We start from the raw sequence: 19,451 nt of genomic DNA, 5'->3' as shown, positions 1-19,451 counted from the left end.
ATGGCGCAGATTTGCTTGCGTACATGCCGATTTTGCCGCATAAGGCATTTTATGGCGATAATTTACGGGGAAGACTGAATGGCAAATGGTGATCTGATAAACCGGGCCTCGTCGCTTTCCCGTCGCCTGCGTCTGACAACATTGGTGCGCGTGCGCTGGTTTGCCATTACCGGCCAGACCGCCGCTGTTTTGTTCGTTTCTCTGTCGCTGCATTTTGTGTTTCCGCTCGGTATCAGCTTCGCGCTGATTGCCGTATCGGCATGGCTCAATCTGTTCTTATCTTTCCGCTACCAGCTCAATCATCGTTTGGATTTACGTACGGTTCTGCTGGTCCTAGCCTTTGATATTCTGCAGCTCACCGGCCTGCTTTATCTGACCGGCGGTCTGCAAAATCCGTTTGCCGTGCTGTTGGTCGTGCCGGTGATTATTGCATCAACTGCACTTTCTGTACGCAGTATTCTGCTGCTCGGCCTGATGGCGATTGCCTGTGCCAGCGTGCTGGTCGTGTGGCATCTGCCTTTGCCTTGGTATAGCGGCATGACGCTGGAACTGCCGCTGATGTTCGTCATCGGCGTTTGGTGTGCCATTGTTTCGACGCTGATTTTCAGCGGTGTCTATGTTTATCGTATTGCCGAAGAAGCGCGTCTGCTGGGCGATGCTCTGAGTGCGACGGAACTGGTTCTGCAGCGTGAGCAGCATCTATCAGCGCTGGATGGTCTGGCTGCTGCTGCTGCCCATGAATTGGGAACACCGCTGGCGACCATCACACTTGTGGTCAAGGAAATGCAGCGTGCTCTGAAAAGTGATGACCGTTATGCCGAGGACATTCAGTTACTGTCCTCTCAGGCGCAGCGTTGCCGCGAAATTCTGCAGCGTCTCACCAGCCTGTCTTCAGAAGGCGAAGAGCATATGTCGAAACTGGCATTGTCCTCGCTGATTGAAGAGGTGATCGCGCCGCATCGCAATTTCGGCATTCAGATTGATGTTGAGAAAAAACCTGATCCGAAATCAATGATTGCCGAGCCGGTTGTCCGTCGCAATCCCGGTGTGATTTATGGTCTGGGTAATCTGATCGAGAATGCCGTGGATTTTGCCAAGACCGAGACACAAGTGGTCTGGGGCTGGGATGAAAATTCAGTGCGCATCACGATCCGTGATGACGGCAAAGGCTTTTCCGTTGATATGCTCGACAGGATCGGTGAGCCTTATATGTCGCGCCGCAGCGATGAGCGCAATGGTGGCGGATTGGGGCTTGGGCTGTTCATTGCCAAAACACTGCTGGAGCGTTCCGGTGCGCATATCTCCTTTGCCAATCGTCCTGAACCGGGTCAAAGCGGTGCGGAAATTACGATTGTCTGGTCGCGGCAGGCGCTGACAGCATAAATCCGATTCTCCGGAGAAGCGGGGAGGGTGTCTGAGACTGAAAGATTCGTTTTTCAGTGTTTGAAACTGTGGCCTTTACAGGCATATTTTGAGTAAAATCTCTGTGAAATGCTATGAATTTTGTCGTTTTACATGAATAGTTACATTGCATATTTGACTTTTTGACGCAGGCGCAGCAATAAGTAAAAAGACAAAAGACGAGTAAGGAATACCTGATGGATGATATGAGTCAGGATGATCACCTTGCCATCGGCAGTGATCCTTCGCTTCTTCTGGTTGATGATGACAAACCGTTTCTGCAGCGGCTCGCGCGTGCTATGGAAAGCCGTGGTTTTACAGTAACAACAGCTGAATCCGTTGAGGAAGGCATCGCTGCTGTGAAGCTGGCAGCTCCGGCCTACGCCGTTGTTGATATGCGCCTCGGTGACGGTAATGGTCTGGACATTATTGAAGCTATCCGTGCCAAGCGTGAAGATACCCGCGCCATTGTGCTGACCGGTTACGGCAATATTGCCACCGCTGTGAATGCCGTCAAAATCGGTGCGATTGATTATCTTTCCAAGCCTGCGGATGCGGATGAGGTTTTTGCAGCGCTGACCCGCCGTGACGGTGAGAAGATTGCGCCGCCGGAAAATCCGATGTCGGCAGACCGCGTGCGCTGGGAACATATTCAGCGCGTTTATGAAATGTGCGAACGCAATGTTTCTGAAACCGCACGCCGTCTGAATATGCATCGCCGCACATTGCAGCGTATTCTGGCCAAACGCGCTCCGCGTTAAGCCTTATCTTTATAATCATGCCGGCTGGTCTTTCAGTCGGCATCACTGAGTGGCATCGACACGCCTGCCATTTCTGCAAGTGTCAGCCGGTTTGCGCCGATCCGCGCCAGCTGTAATGTCAGCGCTTTGCGTGTCGCCGGTGCCAGTTTGTGCTCCGGTGCATCGCGCAGAATTTCCCCGCCATAACCGTCCGAGAGTATAAAACCGCAATCTTCCGGAAAGATCTCGCGCGGCACCTGTGCATGGGTGGCAAAAAACAACCGGTCGCAATGATTGCGGTAATCCGGCCATTTCTGATCGGCTTTCCAGTCCTCGACGGAAGATTTGATTTCAATAATCCAGATTTCACCTTTGCGTGTCAGCCCGACCAGATCGGCACGCCGGCCTGAACGCAGAGAAATTTCAGGCAAAACATGAATATTCAGATCAAGGCACAGGCGCTGCACGCCGCGCCGCACCAGCAATGCCAGTTCAGACTGACGGCCGTCACTGAGAGGATGTTGTTGAAAAGGCGAGATAATTGGCATGTGTCTCTGTCAGTATAGGTGTCCGTTTATCTTGAATAACGGATTTTATAAAAGATAATCATGGTTAATGATTGATTAAGGATCAATGGTTAACTTGTTCCCAACAAATGTTGACTGTCATTACGGTTTTCTGAGGGGAAAAATGGTATACAGAAATGCACTCTCTGCCGCGGGTCTTTTTTTGACAATGGCGCTGGCCGGTTGTTCGACAACCTCACCTTTTCAGACCAGTACGGCATCCTATTCCAGTGTTACAGATGCAACCTATGTGCTGCCGACGGTTCCTGTTCAGAAAATCGCACCGGAATATCGTCGCCAACAGGTTAAATATGAAACGACAGAAGCGCCCGGTACAATTGTCGTCGATACGCAGAACAAGTTTTTATATCATGTCGAGCCGGATGGTAAGGCGATGCGCTATGGTATCGGTGTTGGTCGTGAGGGCTTTCAGTGGAAAGGCAATGCCAAAGTTGCCATGAAACGTGAATGGCCGACATGGACACCACCGGCACCGATGATCAAGCGCCAGCCGGAACTGGCAAAATATGCCGGTGGCATGAAACCCGGTCTGAACAATCCGCTGGGGGCCCGTGCGCTCTATCTGTATAAAGGCGGACGTGACAGCGGCTATCGTCTCCATGGGACGCCGGAATGGTGGTCCATCGGCAAGAATGTATCTTCCGGCTGCATCCGTCTGATTAATCAGGATATTATGGATTTGTATGACCGTGCCGGTGTCGGTGCCAAGGTTGTTGTGCTGTAATCTGGTATGGCAGAGACAATAAAAAACGCAGCTTTTAAGCCGCGTTTTTTATTGATGATATTTCTGAAATCTCAGATAGCTTCGACCTGCAGAACTTCCGGAACGAAATGTTTCAGCAGGTTCTGAATGCCGTGTTTCAGTGTTGCTGTTGAAGACGGGCAGCCGGAGCAGGCGCCTTTCATATGCAGATAAACAACACCATGCTCAAAGCCGCGGAATGTGATGTCGCCGCCGTCTTGCGCCACAGCAGGGCGCACGCGGGTTTCGATCAGTTCTTTGATGGTTTCAACGATTTCCGCATCCGCATCGGCGAAGAACTCGCCTTCGGTATGATCGTGACCTTTGGACTGTTCTGACGCCATGACCGGTGCGCCGGACATCATATGTTCCATGATCGTACCGAGGATAGCCGGTTTGAGATGCTGCCATTCCGCACCGTCTTTGCTGACAGTGATGAAATCATAGCCGAAAAATACCCCGTTTACGCCTGGTACTGCGAAGAGTTTAGCGGCGAGAGGCGAGGTATTGGCGGCGCTGTCCGCATCGCGGAAATCAGCAGTGCCTTCCGGCATAACCACTTTACCCGGCAGGAATTTCAGGGTCGCCGGATTAGGTGTGGCTTCAGTCTGGATGAACATTGAAGTTCTCCCGTGTTAAATGAGGGGCTGTAAAGAAAATACGGCAACCATGACCACAGAGTTGCGTGATTGCTGTTAATATAGGTGTTTCAGGCGACGGCATCAATGTCATCGTCAGAAAGATCTGACGGAATGACTGTGACCGGTACAGGGAAGGATGCGCCGCGCCCTGCAATCGACTGTACCAGCGGTCCCGGACCTTCTTTGCCGGAACCGGCAGCCAGTACCAGAATGGCAATATCCTGATCTTCTTCAATCAGGCTGTGAATTTCTTCCGCAGTCTGCCCCTCGCGCACAATCAGCTCAGGCTCAATGCCGTATTGCTCACGTAATTGCGTTGCATATTTATTCAATGCTGTCTGCGCCCGTTCCAGTGCCTCTGCCCGCATAATATTGCCGACACCAAGGAACTGCTGGAAATCTGACGGGTCGATGACGAACAGCAACACCAATGCGCCGCCGGTATTGCGCACACGGCGTGATGCATAGGCAACCGCACGTCCGCATTCGGGCGTTTCATCAATTGAGACAAGAAATTTACGGCGGTGGCCGGCTTCCCGGCTAAGACGTTTTGAAACCATGCGCGGGAATTTGCCACTCAATAGGCCCGACTGCAAGATGACAATTTTGTGGCGGGGCGAAATTTTACATATTTGCCCTATGAAAATTGCGCAATTTTCTGTCCCAGAACCTGTGCCGTAAAATCTATGCCCGTCGTTTATATTGTGTTTTCAGGCACTTTGTGTTTGAAAGGAAAAGCTATCGTCCTGCATTTCTTGCTGTTTCACATTGCTGTGTAACGGGATGATTTTTTATGTGCGGCAGAGTTTTGCGGCTTTTAAGCCTGTCTCTGCTTGCTGCGGACAAGGAAAAATTCAAAAAATGACGAAGACTTATGGCAAGCTGGCCTCGCGTGTTTACGAGTTGGATAAACCGGTCGGGCGCTCTTTCGGCGATGTGGAATTCTATCTCGAACGCCTGAAAACCATCACAGCGCCGGTTCTGGAACCGGCCACAGGCAATGGCCGTATGCTGGTGCCGCTGGCACAGGCGGGGCATAGCGTCATCGGGTTTGATCTGTCTCCTGAAATGCTTGCTTTATGCAAAGCAAATTGTGCGCAATATGGTGTAAATGCAGAGCTGAGCAGGCAGGGTTTCACGACATTTCATTATGCGCAAAAATTTGCGGCGATTGTGCTGCCAGCCGGTTCTTTCCAGCTTATGACCGATCCGCTTGATGCGATGAGCTTCCTGCGCCTGTGCAGGCAGTCACTGATGCAGGATGGTAAACTGCTGCTGGATATTTCTGTGGTCGGTGATTTCATGGATCACGCACCACGTGCGCGGCACTGGCAGGATGGCGAGGATTTGCTGACCTTGCAGGAAATGCGCACCGCAACGGACTATGTCAAACAGGTGGTGACATCGCAGCTGCGCTATGAGCTATGGCAAGACACGCAACTGGTGGCAACGGAGATGGAATTATTTTCTTTACGTTGGTGGGGCGTGTTTGAGCTGGAACTGGCACTGCGTGAGGCAGGTTTTACGCAAATCAAAATCTACGGCGATTATCAATCAGGCGATTTTGATACGGGCTCAGTTGGTACTCTGACCTTCGAGGCTCAATAGAAATAAAAAAGGCAGGGAATTCCCTGCCTTTTTTGTATTTTTATTTCTGCAGAAAGCCGACAATGTCGCGGACATTGTGCATGGTTTCTTCGGCAATCACACTTGCGCGTTCACCGCCGTCACGCAGAACGGCATCAATATAGGCCGGATCTGCTACCAGTCGACGCATTTCATGGGTGATCGGTGAAAGCTGCGAAACAGCGAGTTCTGCAAGCGAGGCTTTGAACTCAGAGAACTGCTTGCCGCCGAAATCACGCAACACGGCTGCCTTGTCCGTGTTGGTCAGAGCTGCGAAGATACCGATCAGATTATCCGCTTCCGGACGGCCTTCCAGACCTTCCACTTCTGAAGGAATAGCATCGGCATCAGTCTTGGCTTTGCGGATCTTTTTGGTGATGGTGTCTTCATCATCAATCAGATTGATGCGCGACAGATCGGACGGATCGGATTTCGACATTTTCTTGGTGCCGTCACGCAGAGACATGATGCGCATCGCAGGGCCGGAAATCAGCGGCTCTGTGATCGGGAAAAAGCCCGATACAGTTTCATCACCAACAGCCATTTTCACGCCGATGCCGAGCGAGGCAATGCGGTCGGAATAGTCGTTGTTGAATTTCTGCGCAATGTCACGTGTCAGTTCAAGATGCTGTTTCTGGTCGTCTCCAACAGGCACGGCGGTAGCACGGTAGAGCAGAATGTCTGCAGCCATCAGGCTCGGATAGGCCAGCAGACCCAGCGAGGCATTTTCGCGGTCTTTACCGGCTTTGTCCTTGAACTGCGTCATGCGGTTCATCCAGCCGATACGAGCAATACAGTTGAACACCCATGCAAGTTCCGCATGCTGGCGCACGCGGCTCTGATTGAAGACAATGCTCTTCTTCGGATCAAGACCGGCAGCCAGATAGGCGGCGGTGATTTCGCGTGTGGAATTTAAAAGTTCCACAGGATCCGGCAGAATTGTCAGCGCATGCATATCAACGACGCAATAAATGCAATCCTTATCGTCCTGCAAGGCAACCCAGCGCTTCAATGCGCCAAGATAATTGCCGAGGTGAAGATTGCCGGTTGGTTGTGCGCCGGAGAAAATGCGTTCTTTGAAGGTGTTCATTCTTGATAAATCCTGAAGCTGGTGGAGAGCCGGTCGAGCGTGATTATCGTCGAAACGTAAGGTTTGATAATCAGGGATGCTCTGGGGTTGCTTTTAAGGCTGGCATATGTGGTTTGGACGCATGCTGCCAGTCTTGGCTAAAAAGTTTGGATTATAAAAAATATCCGGAAGGCAGGCGTGTAATCCTGTCTTCCGGATGCGTTATTACTGCCAGAGTGCTGAAAAGCAATCAAGCGGAAATATCTGTATTTTCCGGCGTTGCCGCTGCTTTTTTACGGCGGCGCATATTGCCTTTCAGAGCGGAGAGGCTGGCACCGCCAATGGCAAAAACCGTCGCAAAATAAACAATCATGCTACCGATCACGAGCAGGCCGAGCGTTGTTGCCTGTACCAGTAGTCCTGCCTGCCTGCTCAAATAGGTCTCAAAATATTGAGCGGAAAAATACAGAGCTGCGGCCATGATCGCTGCTGCGATAATCAGGCGCGGAATACGGCGGATGAGACCGGCATCATAATCCCAATGTTTGCGCCAGATCAGAACGGACAGCAGCAGAATGGCATTGACCCAACCGGCGGTAATTTCCGCCGTGGCAATGCCGGTAGGGCCGAGACGCGGGAACAGGATCAGCGCCAGTGTCACATTCACCACCACCGAAATACCGGCAAAGATCATCGGTGTGCGGGTATCTTCACGGGCAAAGAACCCCGGAATAAAGGCTTTAATCAGCACAAAGGCTGGCAGGCCGAGACCATACACTGCGAGAATTTGTGAAACAATCAGCGTGGATTCCGGGCCGAACTGCCCGCGTTCAAACAACAGGCGCACAAGCGGTTCGGAGAAAACCAGCAGGGCTGCCGCCGCAGGCAATGTCAGGAACAGAGTGAATTCGACAGAACGGTTCTGCAGATTTCCGGCTTCCTGCATATGGCCGCCGCGCAAGGCACGCGACAATTCCGGCAGCAGAACGGTGGCAACAGCAATGCCGACTACGCCGAGCGGCAATTGATAAAACCTGTCAGCATAAACGAGAGAGGATACGGCACCGGCTGAGCCGGATGCAATATTGGTATTAATCAGCAGATTGATCTGGGTAATGCCGCCAGTAATTGCGGCAGGCAGTGCCAGTACCAGCAAGCGACGTACATTGGGGGTCAGTTTCGGGCGGCGAAAGCCGATTTTGATACCGGCGCGGCGTACTGCAAACCAGACAATGGCGAGCTGTACAACGCCTGCTGCCATCACGCCCCAGGACAGGGCATAACCGATTTGCAGCGGGTCGTAATTCTGCGCCCATGCCAGCAGCAGCGCGCCGATCAGAATGAAATTCAGGAAAACCGGCGCAATGGCTGCCGCGAAATATTTATGCAGGCTGTTGAGCATGCCGCCCATCATCGCCGCCAGCGACATACAGGCGAGATAGGGAAACATAATCATCGCCAGATTGACCGTATTCTCAAACTTCACCGGATCACTGGTGAAGCCCGGTGCAATAACTGTACTGACCAGAAACGGCATGGAAAGCTCCATGGCAATGGTCAGTCCGAGAAGAATGGTGAACAGCACACCGAAGACTTCTTCAGAAAAGCGCTTGGCACCATCCATACCATTTTGCTCGATCTCTTTGGCAAAGAGCGGCACGAAAGCGGCGTTGAATGCACCCTCAGCAAACAGTCGCCGGAAAGTATTCGGGAAGCGGAAAGCGGTGTTGAAAGCATCCGCAACAGGGCCGGTTCCGAGAAACGCTGCCATCAGCATTTCACGGGTAAAGCCGAAGATTCTGCTCATCAGCGTGCCGGAAGCAACAGTTGCGAATTTTTTCAGCAGGCTCATGAATTCATCTCGTGAATAGGGAAGGACAGGCAGGCATTGCGGCAGACTTTAAAAAGACGCAAGCCGGATTAGAGCGCCGTGTGCCAGACTTGGCACACGAAGGTCGCTCTAACACTTTAAAATTAGAGCATAATTTTACCTTAAACTGATCCAAGTTTAAGGAATTATGCTCTAACCTGCCGTTTCGCGCAATTTTTTCGGATCGCCGTTTTTATTATCTGGTGCTCTGCTATCATTCCCGCTCTTATCAAACAAGCTGAGGAGGCGTTTCTGGATATTGGCCTGCTTGGTCGTACCGGTGATTTTTTGCCCGTCTAGACCGGTAACATAGAAAGTATCAATCACTTTCTCACCGAATGTCGTGATATGCGCCGAGGCAATATTGAGTGAAAGATCGGAAATCGCATTGGTAATTTCCGACAACAGACCGGTACGATCCAGCCCTTTGACCTCAATCACTGTGAATTTCTCCGAGAGCGTATTATTGATATGCACCCGCGGGGTAACATGGAAGGCACGGGCAGCGCGCCGTGCTTTGGTCTTGCGTGCCAGCACCTCCGGCAGATAGGTAGTGCCGGTCAGCACATCTTCAATTAATTGGCCGACACGCGCAGCACGGCGCATTTCATCATCATTGGTGTCGAATTCACGGCTGATGAGGATGGTATCGAGCGCCCGTCCGTCCGTGGTGGTGAAAATCTGCGCATCAACAATATTGGCACCTGCCGCTGCACAAGCACCGGCAATGATTGACAGCAGACGCGGATGATCGGGCGACAGAATTGTCAGTTCGGTCACCGCTTCAAACTCATGCGGGCGAGCCAGAATATTGAGGATTTTGCCTGCTTCATCGCTGGCGCGGATGAAATCCGCATGGCGCTTCTGGTCTTCCTGCGGCACGGTCAGCATGTAATTATCATAATGCAGCGCCAGAACTGCTTTCCGTTTGTCCTCCGGCCAGTCGCCAAGCTGTTCAGCCAGCTGGCAGCGTGCCTGATTACTGCGTTCGGTCTGGCTCACTTCCGAGAAGCCACCGGTCAGCAGTAATTCTGTTTCATGATAGAGGGTGCGCAGTAACTGGCCTTTCCAACCGTTCCAGACGCCGGGGCCGACCGCTTTAATATCGCAGATTGTTACCAGCAGCAGCAGTTTCAGCCGCTCGGTGGTCTGCACAATAGCGGCAAAATCGGCAATGGTTTTGCGGTCGTTGAGGTCACGCGATTGCGCAACCTTGCTCATGGTCAGATGTTCCTGCACCAGCCATGCCACCAATTCTGTCTCTGACGGATTAAGCCCGAAACGCGGGCATAATTTGCGGGCGATTTTGGCTCCGGCGGTGGAGTGATCCTCCGGCCTGCCTTTGGCAATATCGTGCAGCAGCAAGGTCACATAGAGCAGATGTCGGTCATTTTTCAGTGTCGGCAACAGGCTGTGGGCGAGCGGATGTTCGTTTTTCAGCGTCTCATGTTCAATCTCGGACATGATGGCGATGCAGCGCAGCAGATGCTCATCAACCGTATAATGATGATACATATTGAACTGCATCATCGCGACGATCTTGCCAAAATCAGGAATGAACTGCCCCAGCACGCCGGATTCATTCATGCGGCGCAATGTGCGTTCCGGCGTGCGCGGCGAGGCAACAATTTCCAGAAACAGCCGGTTGGCTTCCTTGTCATTGCGCACATCGCTTTTGATCAGTTTCAGCGAGCGGCTGACACGCTGAATGACATGCGGGTGATATTGCAGCCCGTGTTTATCTGCCAGATAGAACAGACGAATCAGATTAACCGGATCGCGCTGAAACACCTCATCATCGGCAATATTGATGCGGTTATGGTCGAGAATGAAGTCCGTGCTGCCGGCAATTTTGCGCTTTTTGCGGGTCAGTGTGGAATAGATCTGGCCTGTGCCCGGTGTTTCTTTGAACTGCTCTTCTTCCAGCGCGGCACTGATGATGCGGGTCAGATCGCCGACATCTTTGGCAACCAGAAAATAATGCTTCATGAAGCGTTCAACACCGGTCTGCCCCGGATGATCGGTATAGCCGAGGCGGGTGGCGATCTCGCGCTGAATATCAAAAGACAGGCGTTCTTCCGCCTTGCCATAGAGAAAATGCATATGGCAGCGCACTGCCCAGAGAAAATCATCGGCTTTGCTGAACAATTTTGCTTCGCTGCAGGAGAAAACGCCACGCTTGATCAGCTCTTCCGTGGAGTGAACACGGTAAATATATTTGGCAATCCAGAACAAGGTTTGCAGGTCGCGCTGCCCGCCTTTGCTCTCCTTAACATTCGGCTCGACCAGATAGCGCGTTGAACCCGCTTTCTTGTGGCGGATATCGCGCTCAATCAGCTTGGCCTGTACAAATTCCGCACCGCTGTCGGCAACGATCTCTTGATCGAAACGGGTGGTGAGTTCGTCAAAAAGTTCTTGGCTGCCGGTGAGAAAACGCGCTTCCAGCAGCGAGGTGCGGATGGTCATATCTTCGCGCGACAGGCGGATAGCATCATCAATATTGCGCGTGGAATGCCCGACTTTCAGCCCCATATCCCAAAGCATATAGAGCATATATTCCACAACCTGTTCTCCCCATGGCGTTTGCTTATAGGGCAGCAGAAACAGCAGATCGATATCAGAACCCGGTGCCAGACCGCCGCGTCCGTAACCGCCGACAGCGATAATGGCGAGGCTTTCCGCTTTGGACGGGTTCACCGCCGGATAAATATGCTCAACGGTAAAATCATAAAGTGCGGCAATGATCTGATCCATCAATCCGCTGATGCGTCTGGCACAGGCAATACCGCCGCCGTCTTCCAGCAGCATGGTCTCGGCACGGGCTTTACCGTCTTTCCATGTGGTTTTTAGTGTTTTCAGAACCTGATTGCGCATCTGGTCTTTGCTTGCATCTGCGTTGACGATCTCTGTGAGCGCGGCAGCAAGCGCCTGCCTGTCAATGATGCGGTCAAGATGAAGATCGGACAAGCGCATGGATCATGGTTCCGTAGTAGCAAGGTTACGATGCAGAAAACTGAGCATGGATTAAAGCTGAACGCAACGGTAAGTCTGCATTCTGCTCTAAAGAAGAAAGGCCGGAGAGTGCTCCGGCCTTTTGAGTTTGATTACTGAAATAATCAGTTGGTTGCCGCATAGGCGGCAAAGGCCGCCATATTGGCAATGTCGGAATCCTTGGCACTCAGCGGTACGATCTGCACAGCCTTGTCGAGACCGGTCAGCAACGGGCCGATCAGTGTTGCGCCGCCCAGTTCCTGCAGCATATCCGCGGCGATGGAGGCCGCATGATAATCCGGCATCACCAGCACATTGGCAGGGCCTGTCAGGCGGGTGAACGGATAGGATTCCATCAGCTTGCCGTTGAGAGCCACATCGGCACTCATTTCACCGTCAAATTCAAAGTCCACATGGCGTTTTTCGAGAATACGCACGGCTTCCTGAATGTTTTCAGAGCGCGCACCGGACATATGACCGAAAGTGGAATAAGCCAGCATGGCAACGCGCGGCACATAGCCCATGCGACGTGCAACATTGGCGGCTTCCACGGCGATATCAGCCAGTTCTTCCGCTGTCGGCTGTTCATGCACCGCAGTATCGGCGATGAAAACGGTACGGCCACGGCACAGAGCCAGCGACACGCCGATCATCCGGTGACCCGGTTTCACATCAATCACGCGGCGCACATCTTCAATGCTGGTGGCATAATTGCGGGTTACGCCGGTAACCATGCCGTCTGCATCGCCCATGGCGACCATGCAGGCCGCAAAATGGTTGCGGTCATTATTGATCATGCGCTGGCAGTCGCGGAACAGGTAGCCTTTACGCTGCAATTTCTCATAGAGATAATCGGCATATTCCGAGGTGCGCTTGGACAGACGGGCATTGGTGATTTCTATGCCGATTTTGCCAAGGTCGATACCGGCCTGTTGGGCTGTTTCACGAATACGGTCTTCACGGCCGAGCAGAATGGCTTTACCCAGACCCTGCGATGTGAAGGAAACGGCAGCGCGGATGATTTGCGGCTCTTCACCTTCGGCAAAAATCACGCGCTTGGTATGACGGCGGATACGGTCATAAATGCCGGTCATGGTCGAGGCGATCGGATCGCGGCGTGCAGCCAGAGACCGTGCATAGGCATCCAGATCTTCAATCGGCTTACCGGCAACACCGCTGTCCATCGCGGCTTTGGCAACAGCAACCGGAATTGTGGAGAGCAGGCGCGGATCAAACGGCACAGGAATGATGTAATTCGGACCAAAACGCGGACGGTTGCCCTGATAGGCGGCAGCCACATCATCCGGCACATCCGTGCGTGCCAGTTCTGCCAGCGCATTGGCGGCGGCGACTTTCATCGCATCATTGATAGTGGTGGCGCGAACATCGAGCGCACCGCGGAAAATATACGGGAAGCCGAGGACGTTGTTGACCTGGTTCGGATAGTCGGAGCGACCGGTCGCGACAATCGCGTCGGAGCGGATGGCTGCCACTTCTTCCGGTGTGATTTCCGGATCAGGATTGGCCATGGCGAAAATAATCGGATTATCGGCCATGGAGCGAACCATATCTTCGGTCAGCGCGCCTTTAGCGGAAACACCGAAGAAAATATCCGCGCCTTCCATGGCTTCCGCCAGTGTGCGCTTGTCAGTCTTGACCGCATGGGCAGATTTCCACTGGTTCATACCTTCAGTACGACCCTGCCAGACCACGCCTTTGGTGTCACACAGCGTTACATTTTCTGACGCAAAGCCCATGGCTTTGACCAGTTCGATACAGGCAATACCGGCAGCGCCGGCACCGTTACAAACCATTTTTGTGGTCTTCAGGTCGCGACCGGTGAGGTGCAGCGCATTGAGCATACCGGCAGCGGCGATGATTGCAGTACCATGCTGGTCATCGTGGAAAACCGGAATATTCATCAGCTCGCGCAGGCGGCTTTCGATGACAAAGCACTCAGGCGCTTTAATGTCTTCTAGATTGATACCGCCGAAGCTCGGGCCGAGATAACGTACGGAATTGATGAATTCTTCTACATCGGTGGTATCGACTTCGAGATCGATGGAATCCACATCGGCAAAGCGCTTGAACAGCACCGACTTGCCTTCCATCACTGGTTTGGAAGCCAGCGCGCCGAGATTGCCAAGACCCAGAATGGCGGTGCCGTTGGAGATCACGGCAACCATATTGCCCTTGGATGTATAGTCATAGGCTTTGGCCGGATCTTCTGCGATCGCTTTGACCGGTACAGCAACACCCGGAGAATAGGCCAGCGACAGATCGCGCTGCGTAGCCATTGGCTTGGTCGGAGTAATTTCCAGTTTGCCCGGACGTCCGCGGGAGTGGAAATCCAGCGCCTCTTGCTCCGTCAGGGATGTGCCTTTTCCGGCTTGTGGTTTCTGGCCAGATTGCGGCTTCTGGGTGGTCTTATCGTTGGTCATTGACCCCTCCGATTTTCTCTGCGAGGGCGGTTGTCAGCTTATGCAGCGTGAACGGCCATAGTATTATAATATATTGAAACATCCTTCGGATGGCTGGGCAGTGTGTTTATATCAAGTCGGCCTGTTTGTGTAGCGCAATATTTGAAAAGATTCCGATGTTTAAAGACAATATTCGTATAATCGGCGCATTCTGGCGAAAATCACGGGGATATAAGCAACTGGCTGCTTCACAGGGCTTTGTTCGAAGTTTTAAACTGAAGCGTATCCCGAAAAGTGTTAAGCGGTTTTCGGAACAAGATACGCGGAAAACAAAATGGCAGAGCATTTCCTATTGGTTTAATCAAAACCGGAAATGCTCGTGCAGGATTTTGAAAAATTATTTCAGGAACATGTGTATTCCCTATGACGCAGCATGATACAGCCTCAGTAAAATCTGACCGGACGCCTGAACTCGCAGATGAGCCGCAGAGCACTTATGATGCAGGCCTCACCGCGCGTCCGACGCCGATGATGGAACAATATATTGAGATCAAGGCTGCCTATCCCGACAGCTTGCTGTTCTATCGTATGGGTGATTTTTATGAGCTGTTTTTCAATGATGCGATTGAGGCATCAGAGGCTCTCGGGATTACACTGACCAAGCGCGGCAAACATCTGGGTGAAGATATTCCGATGTGCGGTGTGCCGGTGCATACGGCAGATGATTATTTGCAGCGTCTGATCGGCAAGGGCTTCCGCGTGGCCGTCTGTGAGCAAGTGGAAGATCCGGCAGAGGCGAAGAAGCGCGGCTCGAAATCGGTGGTCAAACGCGATGTGATCCGTCTTGTCACACCGGGCACGATCACGGAAGAAAAACTGCTTGATCCGGCGCGTGCAAACTTTCTGATGATCCTCGGCCGTGTGCGTAGCGCACAAATGGGAAGTGGTGTAAGAGGTGCGGAAGAGGGTAGGCTGTCGCTGGCATGGATTGATATTTCCACCGGCCAGTTCCGTATGACGGAAACCACGCCTGAAAAACTCTATGCCGATATTATGCGCGTTGATCCGAGCGAGCTGATCGTGCCGGAAACCGCGTTTCAGGATCCGCAGATCCGTCCGGTACTGGATCTGCTCGGGCGGATTGTGATGCCGCAACATCCGAGCCTGTTTGAAAGTTCAACGGCAGAAGAACGCATCAAGCGCTATTACGGCGTGGCAACTTTGGATGGCTTCGGCGAGTTCAACCGCACTGAGCTTTCTGCCATTTCCGGCGCCATTGCTTACCTTGAGAAAACCCAGATTGCCGAGCGCCCGCCGCTGATGCGCCCAGAGCGCGAAACAGATGGGTCGTCGCTGTTTATTGATCCGGCAACCCGCGCCAATCTGGAACTGATGCGCACGCTTTCCGGCAATCGTGAAGGCTCACTGCTCAAAGCCGTTGACCGCACAGTCACCGGTGCCGGTGCACGCCTGTTGGCCGAGCGTCTGACAGCGCCGCTGACTGAGCCGGAAAAAATTGCTGCACGACAGGATTCCGTTGCGTTTTTTCTAAGTGAAACATCATTGGCACAAGGACTGCGTGCTGCTTTGCGCGGTGTGCCGGATATGCCGCGTGCCTTGTCACGTCTGGCCGTCGGGCGCGGTGGTCCGCGTGATCTTGGCGCTTTGCATGCCGGTTTTCAGGCCGCACATCTGGTGCGCCAACTGTTTCAGGATAAGCAATTGTCGGAAGAGCTGGCGCAGGCCTGCCGCGCTATTCTCGCACTGCCGGAAGATTATGCGCAATTGCTTGATCAGACTTTGGCGGAAGAACTACCATTGCTGAAACGCGATGGCGGTTTTATCCGCACGGGCTATCACGCAGAACTGGATGAGATGCGTAGCCTTCGCGATCAGTCGCGTCGTGTGATTGCCGGACTTCAGGCTGATTATATGGAAGAGACGGGCGTTAAATCGCTCAAGATCAAGCATAATAATGTGCTTGGTTATTTCATTGAGGTGACTGCCAATAATGCCGGTGCACTGACCGATACGGATGAGGCCAAAGCACGTTTTATCCATCGCCAGACTATGGCCAGCGCTATGCGTTTCACCACCACGGAACTGGCGGAACTGGAAACCAAAATTGCCAATGCCGCTGATCGTGCACTTTCGATTGAACTGGCAATTTTCGAAGAATTAATCCGTCACACAGTTGAAAATGCTGATGCTATTCGTGCCGGTGCTGCGGCTCTTGGGGTGATGGATGTGTCGGCAGCGCTGGGTGTTCTGGCCGATGAGCAGGGCTATTGCCGCCCGAAAGTCGATGATAGTCTGAATTTTGCCATTGATGGCGGCCGTCATCCGGTTGTCGAGCAGGCGCTGAAAAAACAGGCCGCTAATCCTTTCGTGGCCAATGATTGCGATTTGTCACCGCTGGGCGATCAGAAATTCGGTGCTATCTGGCTTTTGACCGGCCCCAACATGGGCGGTAAATCGACCTTCCTGCGCCAGAATGCGCTCATCGCAATTCTCGCTCAGATGGGCTCTTACGTTCCGGCTACATCTGCGCATATCGGTATTGTTGATCGTCTGTTCAGCCGTGTCGGTGCATCGGATGATCTGGCGCGTGGACGTTCCACTTTCATGGTGGAAATGGTCGAAACCGCCGCTATTCTCAATCTCGCCGGTGAACGCTCACTGGTCATTCTCGATGAAATCGGTCGTGGTACCGCGACTTTCGACGGGTTGTCGATTGCCTGGGCGAGCGTGGAATATCTGCACGAGAAAAACCGTTGTCGCGCTCTGTTCGCCACGCATTTTCATGAAATGACGGCACTGTCAGAGAAGCTGGCACGGCTTGCCAATGTCACTATGCGGGTGAAAGAGTGGGAAGGCGATGTCGTGTTCCTGCACGAGGTGGCCAAAGGTGCCGCTGATCGCTCCTATGGTGTGCAGGTTGCACGCCTTGCCGGTCTGCCTGATGCGGTGGTTGAACGGGCGCGCGATGTGCTGCATCGCTTAGAAGAGGGCGAAACCTCCGGCAAGGCTGAAAAGATCATTGATGATCTGCCGCTTTTTGCTGTCGTTGCCAAGCCGCGTGAAGTGGCAAAACCTGCGCAGGACAGCGCATTGCTGAGCGCTGTGAACGAGATCAATCCGGATGATCTGACACCGCGCGAAGCACTGGAAGCCTTATACCGCCTGAAACAACTATCGGTTAAAAACTAAAACCCGGCAGGAGAGACGACATGGCAGTTCTGAGGATCGTAGCTAATCTGGCAGGCTCTGATCTTCAGGCTGCGCGGGTCTTTTATGAGGAACTGCTGGGGTTGGATGTGGTGATGGATCACGGTTGGATCGTAACGCTGGCTGCCGGAGCGGCCGCAGAAAACAGACCTGTCCAACAGCTCAGTTTAGCGACAGAGGGCGGCGGCGGAACGGATGTGCCCCGTCTTTCCATTGAGGTTGATAATCTGGATGAAGTCTATCATCGCGCACAGGTTGCAGGATTTGAGATCATCTATCCGCTCACGGAAGAACCGTGGGGCGTGCAGCGTTTTTATGTCCGTGATCCGCTCGGATATGTCATAAATATCTTATCGCATCAGATATAAAAAAGACCGGTATATTGCCGGTCTTTTTGTTTTCATCACATCATACAAAACGGTCAGCTTCAGCGCCGTAATAATTGATGTAGCGACTGGAAATACGCTCGACCGGCAGAACAATCAGCACATCCGTGGTGCCGAACTGATGGTCAACCACTGCACCGTCACCGATCATTGCGCCAAGGCGCAAATAGCCTTTGATCAGTGGCGGCATGGAAAACAGCGCCACTTTCGGGTTGATGGCTTCCTGCGGAACAATATCCATCGAGCGGTAATGTTGCTCAAGCGCACGGACATCCCATTCCGCATCAGCGCGGCAATTATGATGCAGGAAAGACAGCGGCAGTGCATGGGCTTCCGGCACCGTACCGTGGAATGAGGCGCAGCCGAACATCACTTCAATCCTGTGCTGGCGGCAATAGGACCAGATGCCCTGCCACAGCAATTCAACCGTACGCTTGGAGCGATATTCCGGCTTAACGCAGGAGCGGCCGAGTTCAAGAAATTGCAGGCCGGGCTTGCGTTCAAGCAGTTTGGTGATTTCATATTCACCGGCAGAATAGAATGTATGCCCAGCCGCGAGCATGTCGCTGCGCATCAGGCGGTATGTTCCGACAAGCTGCTCTGCCTCACCGCCGGAAATTGATGTGTCATAAACCACCAGATGATCACAGATCGCATCATAATGGTCGCTGTCGCGTTCTTCGAGAATGGTATTTTGAGATTTTTGCGCACCGAGCTCGGTATAAAAAACATCGTAGCGCAGTTTTTGCGCAATACGGATCGTGTCCGGATTGTCTGCAATCCGCACAATAAGACTGCCCATACGCCCCAGTATCTGGCCGGCCAGTGAAGAAAAACCGGCATCAGCTAAAATGGCGCCTATTTCAAGCGTATCTGGTGGTGTTTGCTTCATGCGTGCATCATGCGCGGTTTGTGAAAAAATTCCAAGAGCCTGTGGCAAGATATATCCTCCGCCGGATTCAACTGTCTCAGTGCTGTCCGCAAGTATTTTGTCTGCTTAGCCACGTTTCTGAGTTGCGGTATTTATAGAGGATGTCTGCGTCAGGCATGTGACATATGCCTTTTAGATTGTCTTGTCAGGCCGGTGAAACTGACAGGTATGGAGAACGGCAGCATGTGAAAAAGCCGCCGGCAAATCCGTTTAAATTGATTTGCCGGAGATTTTGTCAGGGAAATGACCGGATTTGGTGAAGATTTTGAGGTGTTTCAGCCAGCAAAGCGGGACTACTTGCCCTCAACCTGCAGAGCGGGATTTTTTCCCCTCAGCCCGCAGAGCGGGACTTTCTCCATTGCACCAGTTCGTCGAGGATAATCAGTCCGGCACCGGTAGAGATATAAACGTCAGCCATATTGAAGACAGCAAAAGACCAGCTTGGCAGATGGAACAGGATGTAATCAACCACATAGCCGAGCAGGCTGCGGTCGATGAGATTGCCGAGCGCACCACCAATAATCAGTGCAAAGCCGATACGACTGATCACCCGTTCCGGTGCGGTTGTCCACCACAGATAGGAGACGAAACCGATGACAGCAACAGTCATGGCTATCAGGCCGCCGTCATGCAGCCACGACAGCATGGAGAAAGCAATGCCCTCATTATGGGTGCGGTAAAGCGCCAGAAACGGCAGCAGATCAATCTGCTGATTATAGTCCATGCCGCTCTCAACCAGAAATTTGATATACTGGTCTGAGGTGACAGCGAAAACGATAATCAGAACAGACCAGAGAGTGGCACGTTGGGACATAGGGG

General features: G+C 52.7%; 15 protein-coding genes. 6 read left to right on the top strand and 9 right to left on the bottom strand.

Annotated elements, in window-relative coordinates; translation table 11 throughout:
* Positions 1–78 precede the first annotated feature (78 nt).
* Together JNC80_RS02530 and JNC80_RS02525 are read left to right on the top strand one after the other, a co-directional pair.
* Positions 79–1,383: an ActS/PrrB/RegB family redox-sensitive histidine kinase gene (locus JNC80_RS02530; protein WP_376709415.1), complete on the top strand. Its 1,305-nt coding sequence runs from the start codon at positions 79–81 to the stop codon at positions 1,381–1,383.
* Between the two features lie 215 nt (positions 1,384–1,598).
* A complete protein-coding gene (locus JNC80_RS02525) occupies positions 1,599–2,162 on the top strand; it encodes an ActR/PrrA/RegA family redox response regulator transcription factor (protein WP_022710680.1) in 564 nt (187 codons plus the stop codon).
* Between the two features lie 32 nt (positions 2,163–2,194).
* On the opposite strand, the gene JNC80_RS02520 is transcribed toward JNC80_RS02525, so the two are convergent.
* Positions 2,195–2,689, bottom strand: a complete 495-nt coding sequence (locus JNC80_RS02520; protein WP_376709414.1) for an MmcB family DNA repair protein — start codon at positions 2,687–2,689, stop codon at positions 2,195–2,197.
* Positions 2,690–2,831: 142 nt separating this feature from the next.
* On the opposite strand from JNC80_RS02520, the gene JNC80_RS02515 reads away from it, so the two are divergent.
* A complete protein-coding gene (locus tag JNC80_RS02515) occupies positions 2,832–3,452 on the top strand; it encodes a L,D-transpeptidase (RefSeq protein WP_075654079.1) in 621 nt (206 codons plus the stop codon).
* A 71-nt stretch (positions 3,453–3,523) separates the two neighbouring features.
* On the opposite strand, the gene JNC80_RS02510 is transcribed toward JNC80_RS02515, so the two are convergent.
* Both JNC80_RS02510 and JNC80_RS02505 read right to left on the bottom strand, forming a co-directional pair.
* Complete coding sequence (locus JNC80_RS02510) at positions 3,524–4,090, bottom strand: NifU family protein (RefSeq protein ID WP_075654080.1); 567 nt, start codon at positions 4,088–4,090, stop codon at positions 3,524–3,526.
* 89 nt (positions 4,091–4,179) lie between these two features.
* On the bottom strand, positions 4,180–4,671 hold the full coding sequence (locus JNC80_RS02505) for a universal stress protein (RefSeq protein ID WP_022710684.1): 492 nt from the start codon (positions 4,669–4,671) through the stop codon (positions 4,180–4,182).
* Between the two features lie 301 nt (positions 4,672–4,972).
* Here JNC80_RS02505 and JNC80_RS02500 point away from each other — a divergent pair, with 301 nt between their 5' ends.
* On the top strand, positions 4,973–5,719 hold the full coding sequence (locus JNC80_RS02500; protein ID WP_376709412.1) for a class I SAM-dependent methyltransferase: 747 nt from the start codon (positions 4,973–4,975) through the stop codon (positions 5,717–5,719).
* A 40-nt stretch (positions 5,720–5,759) separates the two neighbouring features.
* Here JNC80_RS02500 and trpS read toward each other — a convergent pair whose 3' ends face one another.
* The 4 genes from trpS to JNC80_RS02480 all read right to left on the bottom strand — a co-directional run bounded on the left by trpS (position 5,760) and on the right by JNC80_RS02480 (position 14,108).
* Entirely contained in the window at positions 5,760–6,827 is a 1,068-nt protein-coding gene (gene trpS / locus JNC80_RS02495) for a tryptophan--tRNA ligase (protein ID WP_376709410.1), read from the bottom strand.
* A gap of 229 nt (positions 6,828–7,056) precedes the next feature.
* Positions 7,057–8,658 carry a murein biosynthesis integral membrane protein MurJ gene (gene murJ / locus JNC80_RS02490; protein ID WP_151158697.1) on the bottom strand — a complete coding sequence of 534 codons (1,602 nt, stop codon included), beginning with the start codon at positions 8,656–8,658 and terminating at the stop codon, positions 7,057–7,059.
* A gap of 171 nt (positions 8,659–8,829) precedes the next feature.
* Positions 8,830–11,649 (bottom strand): [protein-PII] uridylyltransferase, encoded by a 2,820-nt coding sequence (locus tag JNC80_RS02485; RefSeq protein WP_376709408.1) that lies wholly within the window; start codon positions 11,647–11,649, stop codon positions 8,830–8,832.
* Positions 11,650–11,792: 143 nt separating this feature from the next.
* Positions 11,793–14,108 carry an NADP-dependent malic enzyme gene (locus JNC80_RS02480; protein WP_376709407.1) on the bottom strand — a complete coding sequence of 772 codons (2,316 nt, stop codon included), beginning with the start codon at positions 14,106–14,108 and terminating at the stop codon, positions 11,793–11,795.
* Positions 14,109–14,510: 402 nt separating this feature from the next.
* Between JNC80_RS02480 and mutS the strand changes: the two genes are divergently transcribed.
* Together mutS and JNC80_RS02470 are read left to right on the top strand one after the other, a co-directional pair.
* On the top strand, positions 14,511–17,297 hold the full coding sequence (mutS, locus tag JNC80_RS02475) for a DNA mismatch repair protein MutS (RefSeq protein WP_376709406.1): 2,787 nt from the start codon (positions 14,511–14,513) through the stop codon (positions 17,295–17,297).
* Between the two features lie 20 nt (positions 17,298–17,317).
* Positions 17,318–17,683: a VOC family protein gene (locus JNC80_RS02470; RefSeq protein ID WP_376709404.1), complete on the top strand. Its 366-nt coding sequence runs from the start codon at positions 17,318–17,320 to the stop codon at positions 17,681–17,683.
* 40 nt (positions 17,684–17,723) lie between these two features.
* Here the strand turns inward: JNC80_RS02470 and olsB are convergent, their stop codons facing one another.
* Both olsB and lspA read right to left on the bottom strand, forming a co-directional pair.
* The gene (olsB, locus tag JNC80_RS02465) at positions 17,724–18,593 is read right to left on the bottom strand and encodes a l-ornithine N(alpha)-acyltransferase (protein ID WP_028233573.1); all 870 of its coding nucleotides are present in this window, start codon (positions 18,591–18,593) and stop codon (positions 17,724–17,726) included.
* Positions 18,594–18,963: 370 nt separating this feature from the next.
* A complete protein-coding gene (gene lspA, locus JNC80_RS02460; protein ID WP_022710695.1) occupies positions 18,964–19,446 on the bottom strand; it encodes a signal peptidase II in 483 nt (160 codons plus the stop codon).
* Positions 19,447–19,451: the final 5 nt, after the last annotated feature.

Origin of the sequence: Pseudochrobactrum lubricantis (assembly GCF_041929865.1) — a bacterium.
In the GTDB taxonomy this organism is placed as follows: domain Bacteria; phylum Pseudomonadota; class Alphaproteobacteria; order Rhizobiales; family Rhizobiaceae; genus Pseudochrobactrum; species Pseudochrobactrum saccharolyticum.
This window is presented reverse-complemented; position numbering and strand designations above follow the sequence as displayed.

Excerpts from the sequence above, each read along its gene's own strand:
- murJ (WP_151158697.1), bottom strand. The coding sequence starts at position 8,658 with ATGAGCCTGCTGAAAAAATTCGCAACTGTTGCTTCCGGCACGCTGATG.
- JNC80_RS02480 (WP_376709407.1), bottom strand. The coding sequence starts at position 14,108 with ATGACCAACGATAAGACCACCCAGAAGCCGCAATCTGGCCAGAAACCA.
- JNC80_RS02510 (WP_075654080.1), bottom strand. The coding sequence starts at position 4,090 with ATGTTCATCCAGACTGAAGCCACACCTAATCCGGCGACCCTGAAATTC.
- JNC80_RS02485 (WP_376709408.1), bottom strand. The coding sequence starts at position 11,649 with ATGCGCTTGTCCGATCTTCATCTTGACCGCATCATTGACAGGCAGGCG.
- JNC80_RS02515 (WP_075654079.1), top strand. The coding sequence starts at position 2,832 with ATGGTATACAGAAATGCACTCTCTGCCGCGGGTCTTTTTTTGACAATG.
- JNC80_RS02530 (WP_376709415.1), top strand. The coding sequence starts at position 79 with ATGGCAAATGGTGATCTGATAAACCGGGCCTCGTCGCTTTCCCGTCGC.
- lspA (WP_022710695.1), bottom strand. The coding sequence starts at position 19,446 with ATGTCCCAACGTGCCACTCTCTGGTCTGTTCTGATTATCGTTTTCGCT.
- mutS (WP_376709406.1), top strand. The coding sequence starts at position 14,511 with ATGACGCAGCATGATACAGCCTCAGTAAAATCTGACCGGACGCCTGAA.
- JNC80_RS02500 (WP_376709412.1), top strand. The coding sequence starts at position 4,973 with ATGACGAAGACTTATGGCAAGCTGGCCTCGCGTGTTTACGAGTTGGAT.
- JNC80_RS02520 (WP_376709414.1), bottom strand. The coding sequence starts at position 2,689 with ATGCCAATTATCTCGCCTTTTCAACAACATCCTCTCAGTGACGGCCGT.
- trpS (WP_376709410.1), bottom strand. The coding sequence starts at position 6,827 with ATGAACACCTTCAAAGAACGCATTTTCTCCGGCGCACAACCAACCGGC.
- JNC80_RS02525 (WP_022710680.1), top strand. The coding sequence starts at position 1,599 with ATGGATGATATGAGTCAGGATGATCACCTTGCCATCGGCAGTGATCCT.
- JNC80_RS02470 (WP_376709404.1), top strand. The coding sequence starts at position 17,318 with ATGGCAGTTCTGAGGATCGTAGCTAATCTGGCAGGCTCTGATCTTCAG.
- JNC80_RS02505 (WP_022710684.1), bottom strand. The coding sequence starts at position 4,671 with ATGGTTTCAAAACGTCTTAGCCGGGAAGCCGGCCACCGCCGTAAATTT.
- olsB (WP_028233573.1), bottom strand. The coding sequence starts at position 18,593 with ATGAAGCAAACACCACCAGATACGCTTGAAATAGGCGCCATTTTAGCT.